Origin of the sequence: Planktotalea sp., assembly GCF_049680325.1 — a bacterium.
In the GTDB taxonomy this organism is placed as follows: Bacteria; Pseudomonadota; Alphaproteobacteria; order Rhodobacterales; family Rhodobacteraceae; genus Planktotalea.
In genome coordinates this window covers 1-16,800 of record NZ_JBAUHO010000275.1, presented here as the reverse complement: position 1 = coordinate 16,800, position 16,800 = coordinate 1, and the positions used below count along the sequence as shown (strand labels likewise).

The following is a 16,800-nucleotide window of genomic DNA, read 5'->3' as shown; positions in this document are numbered from 1 at the left end:
GTTCAACATTTCACGGCCCACGTTACCGGTGGCGCCAACGACGACGACTTTATACCCCATCGGGTTTCTCCTCTACGGGTTTGAGGGCGCACGAGTGCGCGCCAACGCGGCTGCTATACGCGTAACTGGACGTTTGGAAAAGGGGTCTCGTGCTGCAATGCAGCAGCTGTGACTTTAATCGATGCGATCTTCACTAAAGGAATAGATGAAAACGCCAATAGCAAGCATCGCGGCAAAGAACAGGAATATCGCATGATAAGAATCCGAGACATTCACCGCAGTCGGTGAAAGCGCCGCATGCATGCGTCCCGAGATAACCTGCCACAGACCAACGCCGCCGATGCCAAAAAGATTCATCAACGTGACGCCCCGTCCGACCAAATGCGCGGGAATGAATGCCCGCCCGTGAGCCATCAACAGCGGGAAGGACATACCAAAGAAACCCGCCGCTGCAAAAAGCGCAACAGCGCTCCAATAGCCCTGTGCAACGCCAAGCCCCAATAGCAGACAAGACAGGCAAGCCAACGCGTTGCCCGCGAGAGCGACCCATTTACGCGTGCCAAGCATACGATCCAGAGGACCATAAGCAAAGGTGCCCGCAATCATCGCACAGCCCATCCAAAGGCTGGCAATCCCTGCGTTGCCCCCGAACATATCCGTGACATAAGGACCGATCCAGAGCCCACGCATCGCGCCAGCAGGCGCGTAGTAGACCAGCATCAGCGGCAAAATGAACCAAAGCGCACGAATCTTGAACAGATCGAACAGCGTTCCTTTTTCGTCGCTCTCCAGTGCGGGCGGATCGGTAATAACGAACCAAAGCCCGATCGCAATGACCACAGTGACCCCCGAAAGCGCCCAAAGCGTTTCTCGCCAACCAAAGACCTCTACCGCCCAGGTCAAGGGAACCGAGCCTGCGAGGTTACCCAATGAGCCAACGCCAATCATAATAGCGCCAAGCGTGGCGAACATTGCCGCGGGATACATTCGCGCAAAGACATAAAAGCTGGCCATCAGAACGGGCGAACAGCCCACGCCAATCAATAGCATCGCGATGTTGATATGCATCGGTGAACCAGCAAGCGCGAAAACAGCCGCGCCGCCTGCGCCGCCAATCAACAATAGCGTCGCCGAGGTCCGCCTGGGACCAAGCGCATCCAACGCCCAGCCAACCGGTATTTGCATCACAGCGAATGACAAGAACCAGAGCCCCGAAGCCGTCGCAAGCATATCGGGCGTTGCGCCAAGATCCGTGCCTAGAACGTCGGTAAGAACCGCTAGGAACGCCCGGTAGAACTGGCTTAGAACATAGGCGAGGCTGAGAAGGATCAATCCGATATTCATCAAAGGCTTCTTTTTGCTGGAAACTGATTTCAGCCTTGACTGAAATCTGCCACCCTCACAAGCCTAGGTGTTATCTTCACCCAGCTTGGGTGAAGGGCGATCCAGCGAAAGTTCTGCGCCCGAAAAAACAAAAGGGGCGCGCACGCCGGGAACGCCGTCCAGTTCGATCTGCATACCGCGCGCCTTGATTTGCGGGTCATTCAGCATCTCGCCCATATCATTGATCGGGCCCGCTGGCACACCCTGAGCTTCGCAAGCGGCCAGTAACTCGCCCTTGGTCATCTTCATGGTCTGCTCAGTCAGACGTGCCGTCATTTCATCGCGATTGGCAATGCGATCGGAGTTTGCCGCGAACTTTGCTTCGGTCCCCATCGCTTCAATCCCAAGTAAAAGGCAAAGACGTTGGTATTGGGAATCATTGCCTGTAGCGATGATGATGTGACCATCAGCGCAATCAAACACCTGATACGGCGTAAGATTGATATGAGCGTTACCCATCATGCGCGGCGCAACGCCTGTCGCCAGATAGTTCATCGCTTGGTTTCCCGTCACCGCGGCAGCGACGTCCAAGAGCGCCATATCAATGTGCTGGCCCTTGCCTGTGCTGTGACGCTGATGCACCGCCGCAAGGATGCCTGCGACCGCATAAACCCCTGTGAAGATATCGGTGATCGCGACACCGGATTTTTGTGGCTGTCCACCCGGCTCGCCCGTGATGGACATAAGGCCCGACATGCCTTGAATGATAAAGTCGTAACCCGCGCGATGCGCGTAGGGGCCCGTTTGACCAAAGCCGGTGATCGAGCAATAGATCAGTGCCGGGAATTCTTCCTTCAAGGACGCGTAATCAAGACCGTATTTGGCAAGCCCGCCAACTTTGAAATTCTCGATGACGATATCTGCATCAGCCAATAGCGATTTTACAAAGGCTTGGCCTTCTTCGGTTCGAAAATCTGCTGTGACCGACTTTTTACCGCGATTGCAGGAATGGAAATAGGCCGCCGAAACATCCCCGTCGCGTTCAATGAACGGAGGACCCCAGCGCCGGGTATCATCGCCCGCTGGCGCTTCGACTTTGATGACCTCTGCACCGAGATCAGCCAATGTTTGGCCAGCCCAGGGGCCAGCCAAAATACGCGCCAGTTCGACGACTTTCAGTCCTGCAAGTGGAGTGCTCATTCGGCGAGTTTTTCCTCGATGATCGCAGAAAGGTCTGCATAGTTCATGTTGGAGTAAGGTTCGCCATTGATCAAGAATGACGGTGTGGAACGCACGTTGTCGCGTTCTGCGTTGGCTTGATACCAACCAACAAGCGCCTGAGCATTGTCAGCGTCTTCAAGGCAGGCATCCAGGGTTTCTTCGCTCATCCCGCCTTTAAGGCCAAGTTTACGCAATTCCGCAACAATCGCCGCAGGCTCGCCGGCACGCGCCCAATTGGATTGCTCTTTAAAGATCAAATCGGTCATGCCGAAGAAACGGTCAGGCCCAGCGCAACGTGCGATCATGGAACCCCAAAGACCAAAGCGGTCAAAGTATACTTCGCGGAAAACGAATTTTACTTTGCCAGTTTCGATGTAGTCTTTCTTCAGGTCTTTATAGGGGCCAGCATGAAACGTTGCACAATGCGGGCACGTCAGCGAAGCATATTCGATGATCTCGACTTTTGCATCTGCATTGCCTTGAACCATATCGACAATATCGCTTTCTTCAGCGCTCGCCATGCTCAGGCTAAAAAGAACCGCAGCTGCGGCAGACATTAGAGTGCGAAGCATTTGGCTTCTCCTTAGGTTTTGAATTTTGTTAGTACGTTTTGCGCCAGCCGCTCAAGGGCTATGCGCAAATCATCGCTTTGTACGCCGCCTGCCGATTGTTCTGCGGCGCGTTTGATTTCGGGGCTTGGCTCTGGTTTTTTCGGGGTCACGTCACGTTCAAAAACGGGGCGGCCTTCGGCAAAACCAGTCGGGGCCGTTTGGGTGATACGAACGCGGCTAATCGCGTTATAGCCATAAACCGCATTAACCTTGGCGCGGATTTGTTCCTTTTGCATTTCGACAATCGGTGCGTTCGCGCCTGTCGTTAAAATCGTCAACGAAGCGCCAAATCCCTGACGTGCATAGCTGACATTTACAGGACGGGCGATTGCGGCCAGATCAGCGCCAACAACTTCTTCCCAATGGGTCAGAAGCCGGGATTGTGCAAAACCACGCGACTCGGACGCTTTGCGAATCCGCTGGCTCAGCAGGCTCGACGTGCGTGTAAATCCTTTGGTTGTTGGGCGACGCTGCGCCATATGCACTGTCCTGACTTGCATCTTGGAGTTCGAGCCTATCTTAAAGCGACACGCGCTGGGTGCCAGCGAAACCGAACACAAGGGCGCATAAACATTGCGTGAGATCGTTAATCCTTTGAGCATCCTAGAGTGGTATGATCGCCACGCTCGCGAAATGCCATGGCGGGTCAGCCCCGCTGATGTGCGTGCAGGCGTGCGCCCCGACCCCTATCGTATCTGGATGAGCGAAGTGATGCTGCAACAGACAACTGTTGCCGCCGTTAAAGAATATTTCACACGCTTCACTACGCGCTGGCCAACCGTCACGGATCTTGCCTCTGCGAAGGATGCAGATGTGATGGGCGAATGGGCTGGCCTTGGCTATTACGCGCGGGCGCGCAATCTTTTGAAATGCGCGCGGGTTGTGGCCGATGAACATGGCGGCGTCTTTCCAAACACCCATGCAGAGCTGTTGAAACTGCCGGGGATCGGCCCCTACACAGCCGCTGCGATCTCGTCGATCGCATATGGTCTGCCTGAAACGGTTCTGGACGGAAACGTCGAACGTGTTATGGCACGGCTTTATGATCGGCACACGCCCTTGCCTGCGGCAAAGCCCGAGTTGATGGCCTTGGCCGAAAACCTGACACCTCGAAAGCGCGCTGGTGATTATGCTCAGGCGGTGATGGACCTCGGGGCAACTATTTGCACCCCCAAGAATCCTGCGTGCGGCCTTTGTCCGTGGCGCGAACCCTGCATGGGGCGCATCGCGGGCACTCATATTGAGTTGCCCAAGAAAACACCGAAAAGGCCCAAACCGATCCGGCTTGGCATCGCTTATGTCGCGCGCCGCGTAGATGGTGCCTATCTGCTTGAAACACGGCCCGACAAAGGGCTTTTAGGCGGCATGTTAGGCTGGCCCGGAAGCGAGTGGAGCGAAGATACGCCAAACGAGGCAGCGCCGATAAAAGCCGAATGGAAAGTAATCGAAGGCGAAGCGCGCCATACGTTCACTCATTTTCATTTGCGCCTCGTCGTTAAAACCGCGCTTGTGCCTATGGATCGAGCATCCAGCGTCGGACATTTCGTCGCTTTGGAGGAGTTTCGTCCCTCAGATCTGCCAACTGTGATGCGTAAGGTCTTTGATTTGGCATCTGGCGGGCGTAAAACGGACGACAAGACCCCTGTCAGGAGTAAAGCCAAATGATTTCATCGCAAACCGCTGCAAAGCTGCAAAGCGCACTGCCTTTCTGGATATCATTCGTGCTTATCCCCGCAATCTGGTTCGCCGCTTTCGTCGGGGGCTGGTGGGTTTTGATTATTCCTGTGCTGACTTGGTATTTGTTTACAGGCCTTGATATTGCTGTCGGCCTAAACCTTGAGAACGTCGACACAGACACCGCCGAACATGATCTGAAATGGTACAAATTGTTAACATCCGCATGGGTGCCCATTCAATTTTTGACGATCTTCGGGTTGATTTACTACGTAGGTCAGGCGGAACACCTAGGCACGTGGGAAAAGATAGGCTTGTTCTTTAGTGTTGGCGTCGCGACTGGAACAATAGGCATCAACTACAGCCACGAGCTGATGCACCAAAAGAACAAACTCGAGCGTTGGCTTGGCGATGCCCTTTTGGCGATGGTGCTCTATTCGCATTTTCGCTCCGAACATTTGCTGGTGCATCATCGCTATGTCGGCACGCCGCGCGATCCCGTAACCGCACGCTACGGCGAGGGCTTCCACCGTTTCTTTCCGCGCGTTCTTCGTGAATGCTGGCAGTCAGCATTCAAGGCTGAAAAAGACATGCTGGCGCGCAAGGACTTGCCTTGGTCGGACCTGTCGAACCCGTTCTTTCGGTATTGGGCACTTCAGGCGGCGATGCTTTTGCTGGCGTTGATTTTGGGGGGCTGGGCTGGCGCCGGGCTGTTCATTTTCCAATCATTTGTCGCGATCTGGCAGCTGGAGCTGGTCAACTATGTGGAACACTATGGTTTGACCCGTAAGCACCTTGGCGACGGCAAATACGAGCATGTGCAACCACGCCATTCATGGAACGCAGCGCACAGGGCATCCAATTGGCTTTTGATTAATTTGCAGCGCCATTCGGATCATCATTACAAGCCCGATCGCCGGTTTCCGCTTTTACAAAACTACACCGAAGCGGACGCGCCACAATTGCCTTATAGCTATCCGATAATGACCATGGCAGCGATGTATCCGCGCCTTTGGAAGCGAATCATGAACCCACGCGTGCAGCGCTGGCGCGATATGTATTATCCCGAGATCACCCAATGGCATGATTACAACAAAGCAAGGAACCCTCTGCCACGCTAAGGGTTTTGCGCCGCGTTCCGCGTCGCCGTGGGAGGGGGCCAGCCCCCGTCTCGGCAAAGCCGAGACTCCCCCGGGATATTTAGGGAGAGAGGAAACGCTTAGGGCGTTACGACAATGTTTCCTGTATGCTGTTTGTCGATAAATGCAGCTTGTGCCGCCTGTAATTGTTCTAACTGGAAGGTCGCGGCCAGAGCGGGTTTGATCGTGCCAGATTCAATGTAAGCGATCAGGTTAGGCATGACTTCCGCGGTGATAACTGTCGACCCTGTGAAGGTCAGATCGCGTAGGTAGAAGGTGCGTAGATCCAGTTCGACCATCGGACCCGCAATGGCACCTGAACATGTGTAGCGGCCCCCGCGTTCCAGAATGTCGATCAGCGTCGGCCAATACGGGCCACCTACCACATCTGCAACCACGGTGATTTTTTCATCCCCAAGCGCGTTGCGCAGATCGTCGGGCGCACGCGGAAGAACAACGTCCGCTCCCAAAGCGGCAACATCTGCGTGTTTGGGCAGGGAGGCCAGTGCAATGACGCGCGCGCCGCGCCGTTTTGCCAGTTGCACCAGCGCACCGCCTACGCCGCCAGATGCCCCTGGAACGAGGACTGTATCGTTGGCCGTGACATGCGCGCGGGTCAGCATCCCCGCTGCCGTGGAGTAGGAGCAGGAAAAGGTGGCGAGTTCGGCATCAGTAAGGTCAGATTGCACAGCAAGCGCATTGCGCGCGGGCATGGTGGTGTATTCTGCAAAGCCCCCATCGCGTTCAGAGCCGAAGTATCCCGTTTTGTTCAAATCCCCCAGATCGCTTTCGTCGCGCAGCCAGTTGTCTGTAATCACGCGCTCGCCAATGCGCGCAGGATCGACGCCTTTTCCGACTGCGACTATCACACCGCAGGCATCCGCCCCCTGGATGCGTGGAAAGGAAATCGGCGCACCGCCCCAAGACGGATCATCGGAGTCAATCGTCTCGTAGCCTTCGCCCGAGGTCGCCTCTGTCACAGCTTTTGAATACCAACCGACGCGGGTGTTCACGTCAGTATTATTAAGACCACAGGCACCGACCTTGACCAGCACTTCGCCTGCCCTCGCAACTGGCGTGGGCCAATCGTCGTGTAATACGATCTGATCTAGATCACCGTGGCCCATCGTCACCATGGCGCGCATTGTTTTGGGGATGCTCATAGGGTCGTCCTGCCTCTTTCATTCAAGTAATTCGCTAAGTGAGTCATTTCACACCATATTGATCGAATGCAATGTTTAGCCGTTTAGAATTAGCTCGCTTGCCTTTTCACCGATCATGATCGCGGGCGCATTTGTGTTGCCGCTGACGATCTCTGGCATGATCGAGCAATCGGCGACGCGCAAACCCATGATGCCGTGCACACGAAGTTTATCATCCACAACCGACATATCGTCGTGGCCCATCTTACAGGTGCCCGTCGGGTGATAGATCGAGGCGGTGTTATTGCGCACCCAATCCAGCGTTGCGTCATAGTCATTCATATCGAGCGAGGCATGGGGGCGATATTCTTGGGAAATCTTCGCGGAAAGTGGCGCGTGGCGCGCGATATTTCGCGCGATGTTGACCCCAGCAACGACGGTTCGCCGGTCCGTTTCGGTAGACAGATAGTTCGGAATGATCTTTGGGTAGGTCAAAGGATCTGCGTTGGCGAGACGGATTTCACCCTTGGATTCGGGGCGAAGCTGACAGACAGACATGGTGAAGGCCGCGAATTTGTCAGCGCCCATTCCGGGGTTCACGGCAGAGAGCGGTTGAACGTGAAATTGAATGTCTGGCGTTTCAAGATCCTCGTGCGTTTTAAGGAAACCTGTCGCAAGGCTTGCTGCCATCGTCATCGGGCCAGTGCGGGACGTGATGTACTTCCAGCCGATTTTGGCCTGCCCGAACACCGAGCCCACTTCGTTGTTTAAAGTCGGCTCATTGCATTTATAAACAAGGCGCGCTTGCAAATGATCCTGCATGTTTTTGCCCACACCTTTTAAGTCTTTGACCACCGCTATTCCGTGCTGGGAAAGCTGTGCTGGATCACCGATCCCTGAAAGCATCAGTATCTGGGGCGAGTTGATAGTACCGCCAGAGATCACAATCTCTTTGCGTGCCTTGACCGACTGAAGGTTGCCAGCACGATCCTTGTAGAGCACGGCCGTTGCCCGGTTGCTTTCGATCACCACCTTTTGCACTTGGGCGTGGGTAACAATTTGCAAGTTCTTGCGAGACTTTATCGGTCGCAAAAATGCGACAGCGGCGGAGCAGCGCAACCCATTGCGCGCGGTCAGTTGGAAGAAGCTGACGCCCTCCTGTTCCTTGCCATTGTAATCGGCATTGAATTTATGCCCGGCCGCTTGCGCTGCCTCGATCCATGCATCGGTGATGGGCCGTTGGATACGCATGTTGGATACGGATAATTCGCCGCTATCACTGTGAAATTCATCCGCGCCGCGTTCATTGTTCTCGGACCGCTTAAAGAGCGGCAGCACGTCGTCCCAACCCCAACCAACATTGCCCATCTGGCGCCAGCGATCATAATCCTGCGGCTGCCCTCGCACATACAGCAACCCATTTAGCGAAGATGAGCCGCCCAGAACCTTGCCGCGCGGCCATTCGATCGAGCGACCATTCAAGCCTGCATCAGGTTCTGTCTTGTAACACCAATCAACCTTTGGATTATGAATGGTTTTGAAATAACCGACAGGAATGTGAATCCACGGATTGCTGTCCCGCCCGCCCGCTTCCAGCAAAATGACTCGGTTCTTCGGGTTCGCACTTAGGCGATTGGCAAGAACACAGCCAGCAGAGCCAGCACCGACAACAATAAAATCAGCCTCCAAAGCGGGGTCCTCTCATTACGTACAAAAAGTCTACATAACATAGATTTTAACTGACAGGTGCTGCACCACCTGCCGCAGTCGCCTTAGCGATGTAGTCCTGCAATTGGCCCATTGCATTGTCATCAGGCTTGATCGGGGAAGGCTGCGCAAGAATGTCTTGCCAAATCCCGGTAGCGCGCGTTGTCGCGTCCGTTTCACCGCGCTCTGTCCATGTGCCGAAGTTGGCGTAATCCGCGACAAGCGGTTCGTAGAACTCTGTCTGATAGCGCGCCATCGTATGCGGTGTGCCAAAGAAATGCCCACCGGGTTGCACATCTTCAATTGCATCAAGACCCAAATCTGCGCCGCCAGTCTCGCCCGCTGCGCAAAGCTCTGCCACCATTTGCAGCACTTCGATATCTGTTATCAGCTTTTCATAAGAGACGGTCAAACCGCCCTCAAGCCAACCCGCTGCGTGGATCACAACTGTGGCCCCCGCCATGAGACAACCCCATGTACCAAATTGGGTTTCATTGGCCGCCTGAACATCATTGCTATTCGCCGCGCTCCCCGAAGCAGAGCGCCAAGGCAGGCCGATCAAGCGCGCAAGCTGGCCCGCCGCGAGTGACGCGCGGAAGTGCTCTGGCGTGCCAAAGACAGGCGCGCCGCTTTTCATATCCACGTTAGAGGTGAATGTGCCGTAGCACACGGGCGCGCCTTCGCGTGTGATCTGCGTCAGTGTGATTGCAGCCAGCGCTTCTGTATGGCTCAGGGTGATCGCGCCTGCCACAGTGATCGGTGCCATCGCGCCCATCAAGGTGAAGGGCGTCACAATTGAAACCTGCCCTGCCTTGGCGAAATCGATCAACCCCTGTGCCATGGGGATATCAATCGTGCGCGGCGAGTTGGTGTTGATAATTGTATAGCACTGCGACCCTGCATGAAATGCGTCGTCCGACAAGCCGCGAAAACCTGCGAGCATTTCAAAACTTTGCTCAACCTGCGGCGTGCCCCGCGAGAACACAAATGGCACTTTGTCCGTCAGTCGCAACTGCGCATCCATCGTCGCATAATGGCGCAGGTGCATAGGGATATCTTGGGGCTCGACCAGCGGTGGGACCATGTGAAGCACATCAAAATGTTGGGTAAGCCGCGTCAGGTCTTGGTAGTCTTCCCACGTACCGGGTCTGCGCCCTTTGATCCTGTCGCTTGCATGGGGCGCGCCAGCGCCCGGTTGGAACACCAGATTGCCCAGCTCCAGCACGATGTCACGATCGCGCGCACCGCCTGCAACGGGAATGGACTTGGGCGCGCTCGCAAGCGCGGCCTGAACAATCTCGCGCCCAATGAAAACCATTTCAGTGCTCTCATCGACTTTCGCCCCTGCCTTGCGAAACGCATCGCGCGCTTCGGGCAAGAGCACCTTGATGCCAAGCCGCTCCAACATATCAAGCGCGGCCTCATGCATTGTTGCGATGTGGTCATCGCTGAATGCTTTCATCTGCGGAAAAGGGTTCTTCAAATTGCGGTAATCGACTTTGCGGGCAGGCGCTGCGTCGCTTGCCTGGCGCGCTTTGCGTCCCTTTCTCATCCTCGCATCGCTTTGCCAGCGGGATCATAGGGCGATGGCGCGATGACTTTGGCCCTGCGTTCTACGCCGACGATATGTGTGGTCAATTCACTACCTTCGCCTGCACAATCAACATCGACCAACGCCATAGCCAGCGATTTCCCCAATGTATGCCCAAAGCCGCCAGAGGTGACAAAGCCAACCTTCTTGCCATCCTTCCAGATCGGCTCATAGCCACTGGCATCTGCATCCTCTGCTTCAACCTCAAGCGTCACCTGCACTTGGGCCGGACCGTTACCATCGCGCTCTGCGCGCGCGGCCACTTCACCGACAAAGCCGGATTTGTCCCAATCAATCCAGCGATCCATTACCGTCATGCCGGGGGTATAGCCTTGGGTGAACTCGGCGGACCAGATCCCGTAGCTTTTTTCAATGCGTAGACTCAAGAGCGCGTTAAAGCCGAACTCGATCATGCCCTCATCCGCACCCGCTGCCAGCAGCGTTTTGCGCAATGTGATGTGATCGCCCATGCGGCAGTTGATTTCGTAGCCCATCTCACCAGTGACCGACAGACGCCCGACCTTGCAACGCAGCATGCCGATGTCAAACTCGCCGCACCCCATGAAGGGCAGGTCGCCAATCGGGCCATCCGTCAGCTTTTCGATCACCGCCCTGGATTTTGGACCAGAGATCGAGAACCCGCAGACCTCATCACCCAGATCACGCACCTGCACGTTCGCGCCCATATGATCGTCAAACCAGCGCATGTGCCAGCGGCGCAGATAATAACTGCCCATGATCCAATAGGTGCCATCGCCCCAGTTAAAGAGGGTGAGATCGCCTTTCAAACGCCCGTCCTCGCCCAGCGCGACAGCAAGCCGTGCACGGCCGGGTTTGGGCAGTTTGGTTGAGAAGATCGTGTTGAGCCAAGCTTCCGCGCCCGCGCCAGACACCTCAAAACGGGAGAAGCCAGAAATGTCGAGCAAGCCAACTTTTTCACGCACGGCTTTGCATTCATTCGCCACAATATCAAACGCGTTAGAGCGCTTGAGCGACGGTGTTTCCTTGAAACCTTTCTCAGCAAAGTAAAGCGGCACTTCCATGTCCCAGCTTTGTCCCCATTGGCAGCCTGCTTCGGTCATATCGCTATAGGCAGGTGCCATCTTGAGCGGACGACCCGCAGGCAATTGCTCGTTCGGGTAGGTCATCACGAAACGGCGAGTGTAGAACTGGCCTGTGGTCTCTTTGATGTACTGTTTGTTTTCCGCCCAAATGCCATAGCGCGCCACGTCCATACCGTAGACATCTGCCTCTGGTTCACCATGGATGATCCATTCCGCAAGCGATTTGCCAACGCCGCCGCCCTGCAAGAAGCCGGCCATGACGGCGCAGGCGGTCCAATAACCGCGTTTTCCGGGGACGGGGCCAACCAAGGGGTTGCCATCGGGCGAGAAGGTGAACGCGCCGTTCACCCATGTTTTGACGCCTACATCCTGCAAGGCCGGATAGCGCTCAAAGCCCATGATAAGCTCTTTTTCGATGCGATCCGGGTCTTCCTGTTGCAGCTCGAACCCGTACTCCCAAGGCGCGCCATCCATCATCCAATGCTGGTGATCGACCTCGTAAATACCAAGTAGCACGCCCTTCTGATCCTGCCGCAGATAGGTGAACCCTTCTAGGTCCACGGTCATCGGAACTTCGAAATCCAGCTCTTCCAGCTGAGGGATTGTATCGGAAATCAGGTAGTGGTGGTTAAGCGGCGAGACTGGCAATTCGATGCCTGCCATTCGGCCCACTTGCTTGGCCCAAAGGCCACCAGCATTAACCACATGCTCGCAAGAGATCGTCCCCTTTTCAGTCACAACCTCCCAGCCTTGCAGCGTTTGATTCAGTTCCAGAACGCGGTTGTGTTCGATCACTGTCGCACCGTTCTTTTTAGCCGCACCCGCGTATGCATGTACCGTTCCCGTGGTATCAATATACCCCTCGCGATCGGCCCACATTCCCCCGAGCAGACCCTCGCCCGACATGATCGGGTTCAACTCGACCGCTTCCTCGACACTTACAAGGCGACAATCCTCGATGCCGATGGATTGGAAAGTGCGATAGGCCGATTGCAGCCATTCCCAACGATCCGGCGTGCCTGCCATAGTCAAACCGCCGGTCATGTGCAGGCCGATATTCTGGCCGCTTTCCTTCTCAATCTCGCTGAGCAGGTCGATCGTATAAGCCTGTAGCTGCGCGATGTTAGGATCCGCGTTCAGCGCATGAATACCCCCTGCTGCATGCCAGGACGAGCCTGCCGTCAAAACAGAGCGCTCAATGAGGCAGACATCAGACCAACCCATCTTGGCCAGATGATAAAGCACGGATGTACCCACAACGCCGCCACCAATCACGACAACTCTGTAATGCGATTTCATTCTAAATCTCCCTAAATGCGGCTGCGTTATGTCTGTTTCTTTAGAAACAGGTTCATGTGCTCAGCGCTTCCGCGCTGGCCTGCCTGCGACAATGTTTGTCGCTACTTTTGCCTCCAGGCATCGGGAGATTGACCTGTCCAACCCTTGAACGCCCGAAAAAAGGCACTTGGTTCGGCATAACCCAAGCGATGCGAAATCTCCGACACGGATAATGCGTTGTCGCGAAGCATCGTCTGCGCGCGCTCGCGCCTTAGATCAGCTTTAAGGCCGCGATAGCTATGGCCTTGACTTTCCAGGCGACGGCGTAATGTGGCGGGTGATTGCCCCAATGCCTGCGCCAGATTTGGCAAAGTTGGCCATTCCTCAGCAGGCTGCGACTTCAAGCGTTCCATCACCGCGCCCAGAAGCCCCTCGTCATACTTGTACCCGATCAGAAAATTGCCAGGAGCAGCCCGCAAGAACCGTTTCAAAGCCATTTCACTCCGTTTGGCTGGGCGACGCAGATATCGCGCGTCAAAGCGAAGGGCGCCGAATGACGCCTCAAAGCGCACAGGCGCGCCAAAGAACTGGCGATAATCTTCCCGCGCACGCGGTGCGGTGCAAGTGATATCAAGCCCGTATAGCGGGATGCGTGAACGGGCCAGCCAACAGGTCAGGCCATGCAGGATCACCCAATAGGTGCGATAGGCAAAGGCGCTTCGGTTGCGCATGCTGTCGTGCAGCTCAATCTGCGCAACACCGTCTTTCACAGATAGCACCCCATAGGGTTCATCAATCGCCACACGCAAAAAACGCAGCGCACGGCGCAGCCCGATCTCAACTGTTGCAGCATCACGAACCGCATGTCCCATCAAGGCGAACGAGCCTGGCCGCATCGGGCGCGCAGCGTTGCCGAAAAATTCGTCGTTCATCGCCTCAGCGATACCCAGCCACAGCCGGCCAAAGGCTTCAGGGCTGACACGCCCACCACCCGGTTCTTCTATTTTGGCATTGCGCAGCAACGCCATGATGTCCACCCCGCCGCGCCGCGCGCATTCAAGCGCTTCACTGACAAATGCATTGGAGATGTAGACGTCATTCATGGCAAAATAGCTCAAATACCGGATGCTTTAAGAGCATAGTTTGCCAGTCCAGTTTCGTCTATCCCATGCAGACAGATAGGGAGATCCACATGTCCGACAAAGATCCAATCGTCATCGTCTCAATGGCGCGCACGCCCATGGGCGGGTTTGAAGGCGATTTCGCCTCTGTCACCGCCGCCACACTCGGCTCTGCCGCGATCAAAGCGGCTGTCGAGCGCGCCGGCATTGCGCCCGAAGATGTAGAAGAAGTCGCATTCGGAAATGTGCTTGGCGCAGGTCAGGGTCAGGCACCTGCCCGCCAAGCGGCGCTTGGCGCGGGTCTACCGCTATCGGCCACATGCACGACGCTGAACAAGATGTGCGGCTCTGGCATGAAGGCCGCAATGTATGCCCATGACATGCTAAAGGCTGGATCCCATGATATCGTCGTCGCAGGCGGGATGGAAAGCATGTCCAACGCGCCCTACCTGATCGAAAAGGCCCGCGCAGGCCTGCGCATGGGTCATGCCGAGCTTAAAGATCACATGTTCTTTGACGGCTTAGAGGATGCTTACGACAAGGGGCGTTTGATGGGCACCTTTGCCGAAGATTGCGCGGAGAGCTATCAATTCACCCGCGAGGCACAGGATGATTACGCGATTGCGTCTCTGGACCGTGCGCTTGCAGCTATCAACGGCGGTGGCTTTGACGCGGAAATCACACCCGTTACGGTTAGCAACCGGCGCGAAGAGCTGCTTATTGGCACAGACGAACAACCCGGCAAGGCCAAGCGCGACAAGATCAGAAACCTCCGCCCTGCTTTTCGAAAGGATGGCACGGTGACTGCCGCCAATGCCTCGTCTATCTCTGATGGCGCTGCCGCAATGGTCATGATGCGGGCCTCAGAGGCAGAAAAGCGCGGCCTTACCCCCATCGCCCGCATGGTCGCTCATGCCAGTCACGCGGACAAGCCGGGCCTTTTCCCGACCGCCCCTATCGGTTCGCTTACCAAGCTGGCGAACAAGACGGGGTGGAACCTGAAGGACGTTGATCTTTTCGAAATCAACGAAGCCTTCGCCGTGGTCCCAATGGCCGCGATGCGGGAACTTGATCTGCCCCACGACAAGGTGAACGTACACGGAGGTGCCTGCGCGTTGGGGCATCCAATCGGTGCCTCTGCCGCGCGGATCATGGTGACGCTGATGGGCGCATTACAAGCACGAGACATGAAACGCGGCATCGCCTCAGTCTGTATTGGCGGCGGCGAAGCAACAGCAGTAGCACTGGAGATGATGCAATGATCCTGAACGAAACCCAAGACGCGATTCGCGAGATGACCCGCCAGTTCGCCCAAGAGGTGCTCTGGCCCACCGCTGAAGCGCGCGACCGCTCAAGGGAATTCCCCCGCGCAGAGCTAAGCCAGATGGGCGAGCTGGGCCTTATGGGCATGTTGGTGCCCGAGGAATATGGCGGCTCTGACACAGGCGCAGTGGCATATGCGTTGGCGCTGGAAGAGATCGCAGCAGGCGACGGCCCTGTCTCGACTATCCTGTCCGTGCACAGTTCGGTCGGTTGCGTGCCGATCCTGCGTTATGGCACTGAAACGCAAAAACAGAAATACCTGCCCAAGCTGGCCTCCGGGGAATGGATCGGCGGCTTTGCCTTGACCGAACCGCAAGCTGGTTCTGACGCATCAAACCTAAAAACAACGGCCGTGCGCGACGGGGATCATTACGTCATCAACGGGGCCAAGCAGTTCATCACATCGGGCAAAAATGGCCAGATGATTATCGTCTTTGCCGTCACCGATAAGGACGCGGGCAAGAAAGGCATCTCTGCTTTCATCGTTGAAACCGACACCCCCGGTTACGAGGTCGTGCGCGTCGAAGAAAAGCTGGGCCTTAACTGTTCGGACACATGTCAGCTTGCCTTCACCGATATGCGCGTGCCCGCTGAAAACATGCTCGGCACTGAGGGCGAAGGCTACAAAATCGCGCTTGCTAACCTGGAGGGCGGGCGTATTGGCATCGCTGCGCAGGCAGTGGGCATGGCCCGTTCGGCACTGAAAGTAGCGCGCGATTACGCAGCTGAACGCACTTCCTTCGGCACTGCGATCGCCAACCATCAGGCTGTTGGCTTCCGCCTCGCCGACATGGCTACCCAAGTTGAAGCAGCGCGCCAGATGGTTTTGCACGCAGCCTCGCTCAAAGAGGCGGGCATCCCCTGTCTGACAGAGGCCTCCATGGCCAAACTCTTTGCTTCAGAGATTGCAGAGAAGGTCTGCTCGGACGCGATCCAGACCCACGGCGGATATGGCTATCTTTCCGACTATCCGGTCGAGCGGATCTACCGCGATGTGCGTATCTGCCAGATCTATGAGGGCACCAGCGATATTCAACGTTTGGTCATCGCTCGCAACCTGGATCAAGTTGCCTGATCGCCAGATGCGTCCGTTTCCAATTCGGGTGCATCTTCACTAACGACGCGATCTAACGCTTGTTTGATGTCGTTGAGCTTCGCTCTCGCTGGTTCACCCAGCCTGGCTTTGACAACGCGCAGTTTTGAACCCCGAAACAAGGGTTCCGAAGCTTTTGCCATGCCGCCAAACAACGGCGCACGGATCACACCATTGGCGATGAGACTGGCATAAAGTTCTGACGCAGCGGCTTGGGAAATCCGCAATTGATGGGCAAGCAAAGTAGGTGACGCACGGTTCTGCGCACGCGCAATTGCCACGGCCCATGCATATAAAGGACCGCTTTGCGTTGCGCTCACTGCTTTGGCCGCAGCAGGAATTGGCATAACAGCAGCTACAGCGCCGCCAACAAGACCGGTGTTAAATGTTCGTCTGTTCATGAAAGATATATAGGGTGCATCCGCCATATTGCGAGCCGCTCGCAACAAAAGCCGCGCACTCCTTTCCTCTCTCCAAAAATATCCTGGGGGTCTGGGGGTGAAACCCCCAGCC

14 protein-coding genes are annotated in these 16,800 nt (G+C 56.0%); 4 read left to right on the top strand and 10 right to left on the bottom strand.

Features of this window, described 5'->3' with window-relative positions; genetic code table 11:
- Positions 1-174 precede the first annotated feature (174 nt).
- The 4 genes from WBC85_RS12915 to WBC85_RS12900 form a co-directional block, all read right to left on the bottom strand.
- Positions 175-1,344: an MFS transporter gene (locus WBC85_RS12915; RefSeq protein ID WP_424437824.1), complete on the bottom strand. Its 1,170-nt coding sequence runs from the start codon at positions 1,342-1,344 to the stop codon at positions 175-177.
- A gap of 63 nt (positions 1,345-1,407) precedes the next feature.
- Positions 1,408-2,523, bottom strand: coding sequence for a CaiB/BaiF CoA transferase family protein (locus tag WBC85_RS12910; protein ID WP_424437821.1), 1,116 nt, complete (start codon positions 2,521-2,523; stop codon positions 1,408-1,410).
- Positions 2,520-3,116 (bottom strand): DsbA family protein, encoded by a 597-nt coding sequence (locus tag WBC85_RS12905; RefSeq protein WP_424437818.1) that lies wholly within the window; start codon positions 3,114-3,116, stop codon positions 2,520-2,522. Before WBC85_RS12905 ends, WBC85_RS12910 begins: the two co-directional genes overlap by 4 nt.
- A gap of 11 nt (positions 3,117-3,127) precedes the next feature.
- Complete coding sequence (locus tag WBC85_RS12900) at positions 3,128-3,634, bottom strand: DUF721 domain-containing protein (RefSeq protein ID WP_424437815.1); 507 nt, start codon at positions 3,632-3,634, stop codon at positions 3,128-3,130.
- A 154-nt stretch (positions 3,635-3,788) separates the two neighbouring features.
- Here WBC85_RS12900 and WBC85_RS12895 point away from each other — a divergent pair, with 154 nt between their 5' ends.
- A complete protein-coding gene (locus tag WBC85_RS12895; RefSeq protein WP_424437827.1) occupies positions 3,789-4,820 on the top strand; it encodes an A/G-specific adenine glycosylase in 1,032 nt (343 codons plus the stop codon).
- The gene (locus WBC85_RS12890; protein ID WP_424437812.1) at positions 4,817-5,950 is read left to right on the top strand and encodes an alkane 1-monooxygenase; all 1,134 of its coding nucleotides are present in this window, start codon (positions 4,817-4,819) and stop codon (positions 5,948-5,950) included. Before WBC85_RS12895 ends, WBC85_RS12890 begins: the two co-directional genes overlap by 4 nt.
- Before the next feature lie 98 nt (positions 5,951-6,048).
- On the opposite strand, the gene WBC85_RS12885 is transcribed toward WBC85_RS12890, so the two are convergent.
- From WBC85_RS12885 to WBC85_RS12865, 5 genes are all read right to left on the bottom strand, one after another.
- Positions 6,049-7,131, bottom strand: coding sequence for an alcohol dehydrogenase family protein (locus WBC85_RS12885; RefSeq protein WP_424437809.1), 1,083 nt, complete (start codon positions 7,129-7,131; stop codon positions 6,049-6,051).
- A 75-nt stretch (positions 7,132-7,206) separates the two neighbouring features.
- On the bottom strand, positions 7,207-8,799 hold the full coding sequence (locus WBC85_RS12880) for a GMC family oxidoreductase (protein ID WP_424437806.1): 1,593 nt from the start codon (positions 8,797-8,799) through the stop codon (positions 7,207-7,209).
- A 46-nt stretch (positions 8,800-8,845) separates the two neighbouring features.
- Entirely contained in the window at positions 8,846-10,369 is a 1,524-nt protein-coding gene (locus WBC85_RS12875; RefSeq protein WP_424437803.1) for a trimethylamine methyltransferase family protein, read from the bottom strand.
- Positions 10,366-12,771, bottom strand: coding sequence for a GcvT family protein (locus tag WBC85_RS12870; RefSeq protein ID WP_424437800.1), 2,406 nt, complete (start codon positions 12,769-12,771; stop codon positions 10,366-10,368). Before WBC85_RS12870 ends, WBC85_RS12875 begins: the two co-directional genes overlap by 4 nt.
- A gap of 101 nt (positions 12,772-12,872) precedes the next feature.
- A complete protein-coding gene (locus tag WBC85_RS12865) occupies positions 12,873-13,868 on the bottom strand; it encodes an AraC family transcriptional regulator (protein ID WP_424437797.1) in 996 nt (331 codons plus the stop codon).
- Between the two features lie 74 nt (positions 13,869-13,942).
- On the opposite strand from WBC85_RS12865, the gene WBC85_RS12860 reads away from it, so the two are divergent.
- Complete coding sequence (locus tag WBC85_RS12860; protein WP_424437794.1) at positions 13,943-15,133, top strand: acetyl-CoA C-acyltransferase; 1,191 nt, start codon at positions 13,943-13,945, stop codon at positions 15,131-15,133.
- A complete protein-coding gene (locus WBC85_RS12855; protein WP_424437791.1) occupies positions 15,130-16,269 on the top strand; it encodes an acyl-CoA dehydrogenase family protein in 1,140 nt (379 codons plus the stop codon). Before WBC85_RS12860 ends, WBC85_RS12855 begins: the two co-directional genes overlap by 4 nt.
- On the opposite strand, the gene WBC85_RS12850 is transcribed toward WBC85_RS12855, so the two are convergent.
- The gene (locus WBC85_RS12850; RefSeq protein ID WP_424437788.1) at positions 16,257-16,688 is read right to left on the bottom strand and encodes a hypothetical protein; all 432 of its coding nucleotides are present in this window, start codon (positions 16,686-16,688) and stop codon (positions 16,257-16,259) included. The two genes, WBC85_RS12855 and WBC85_RS12850, sit on opposite strands and share 13 nt — an antisense overlap.
- Positions 16,689-16,800 lie beyond the last annotated feature (112 nt).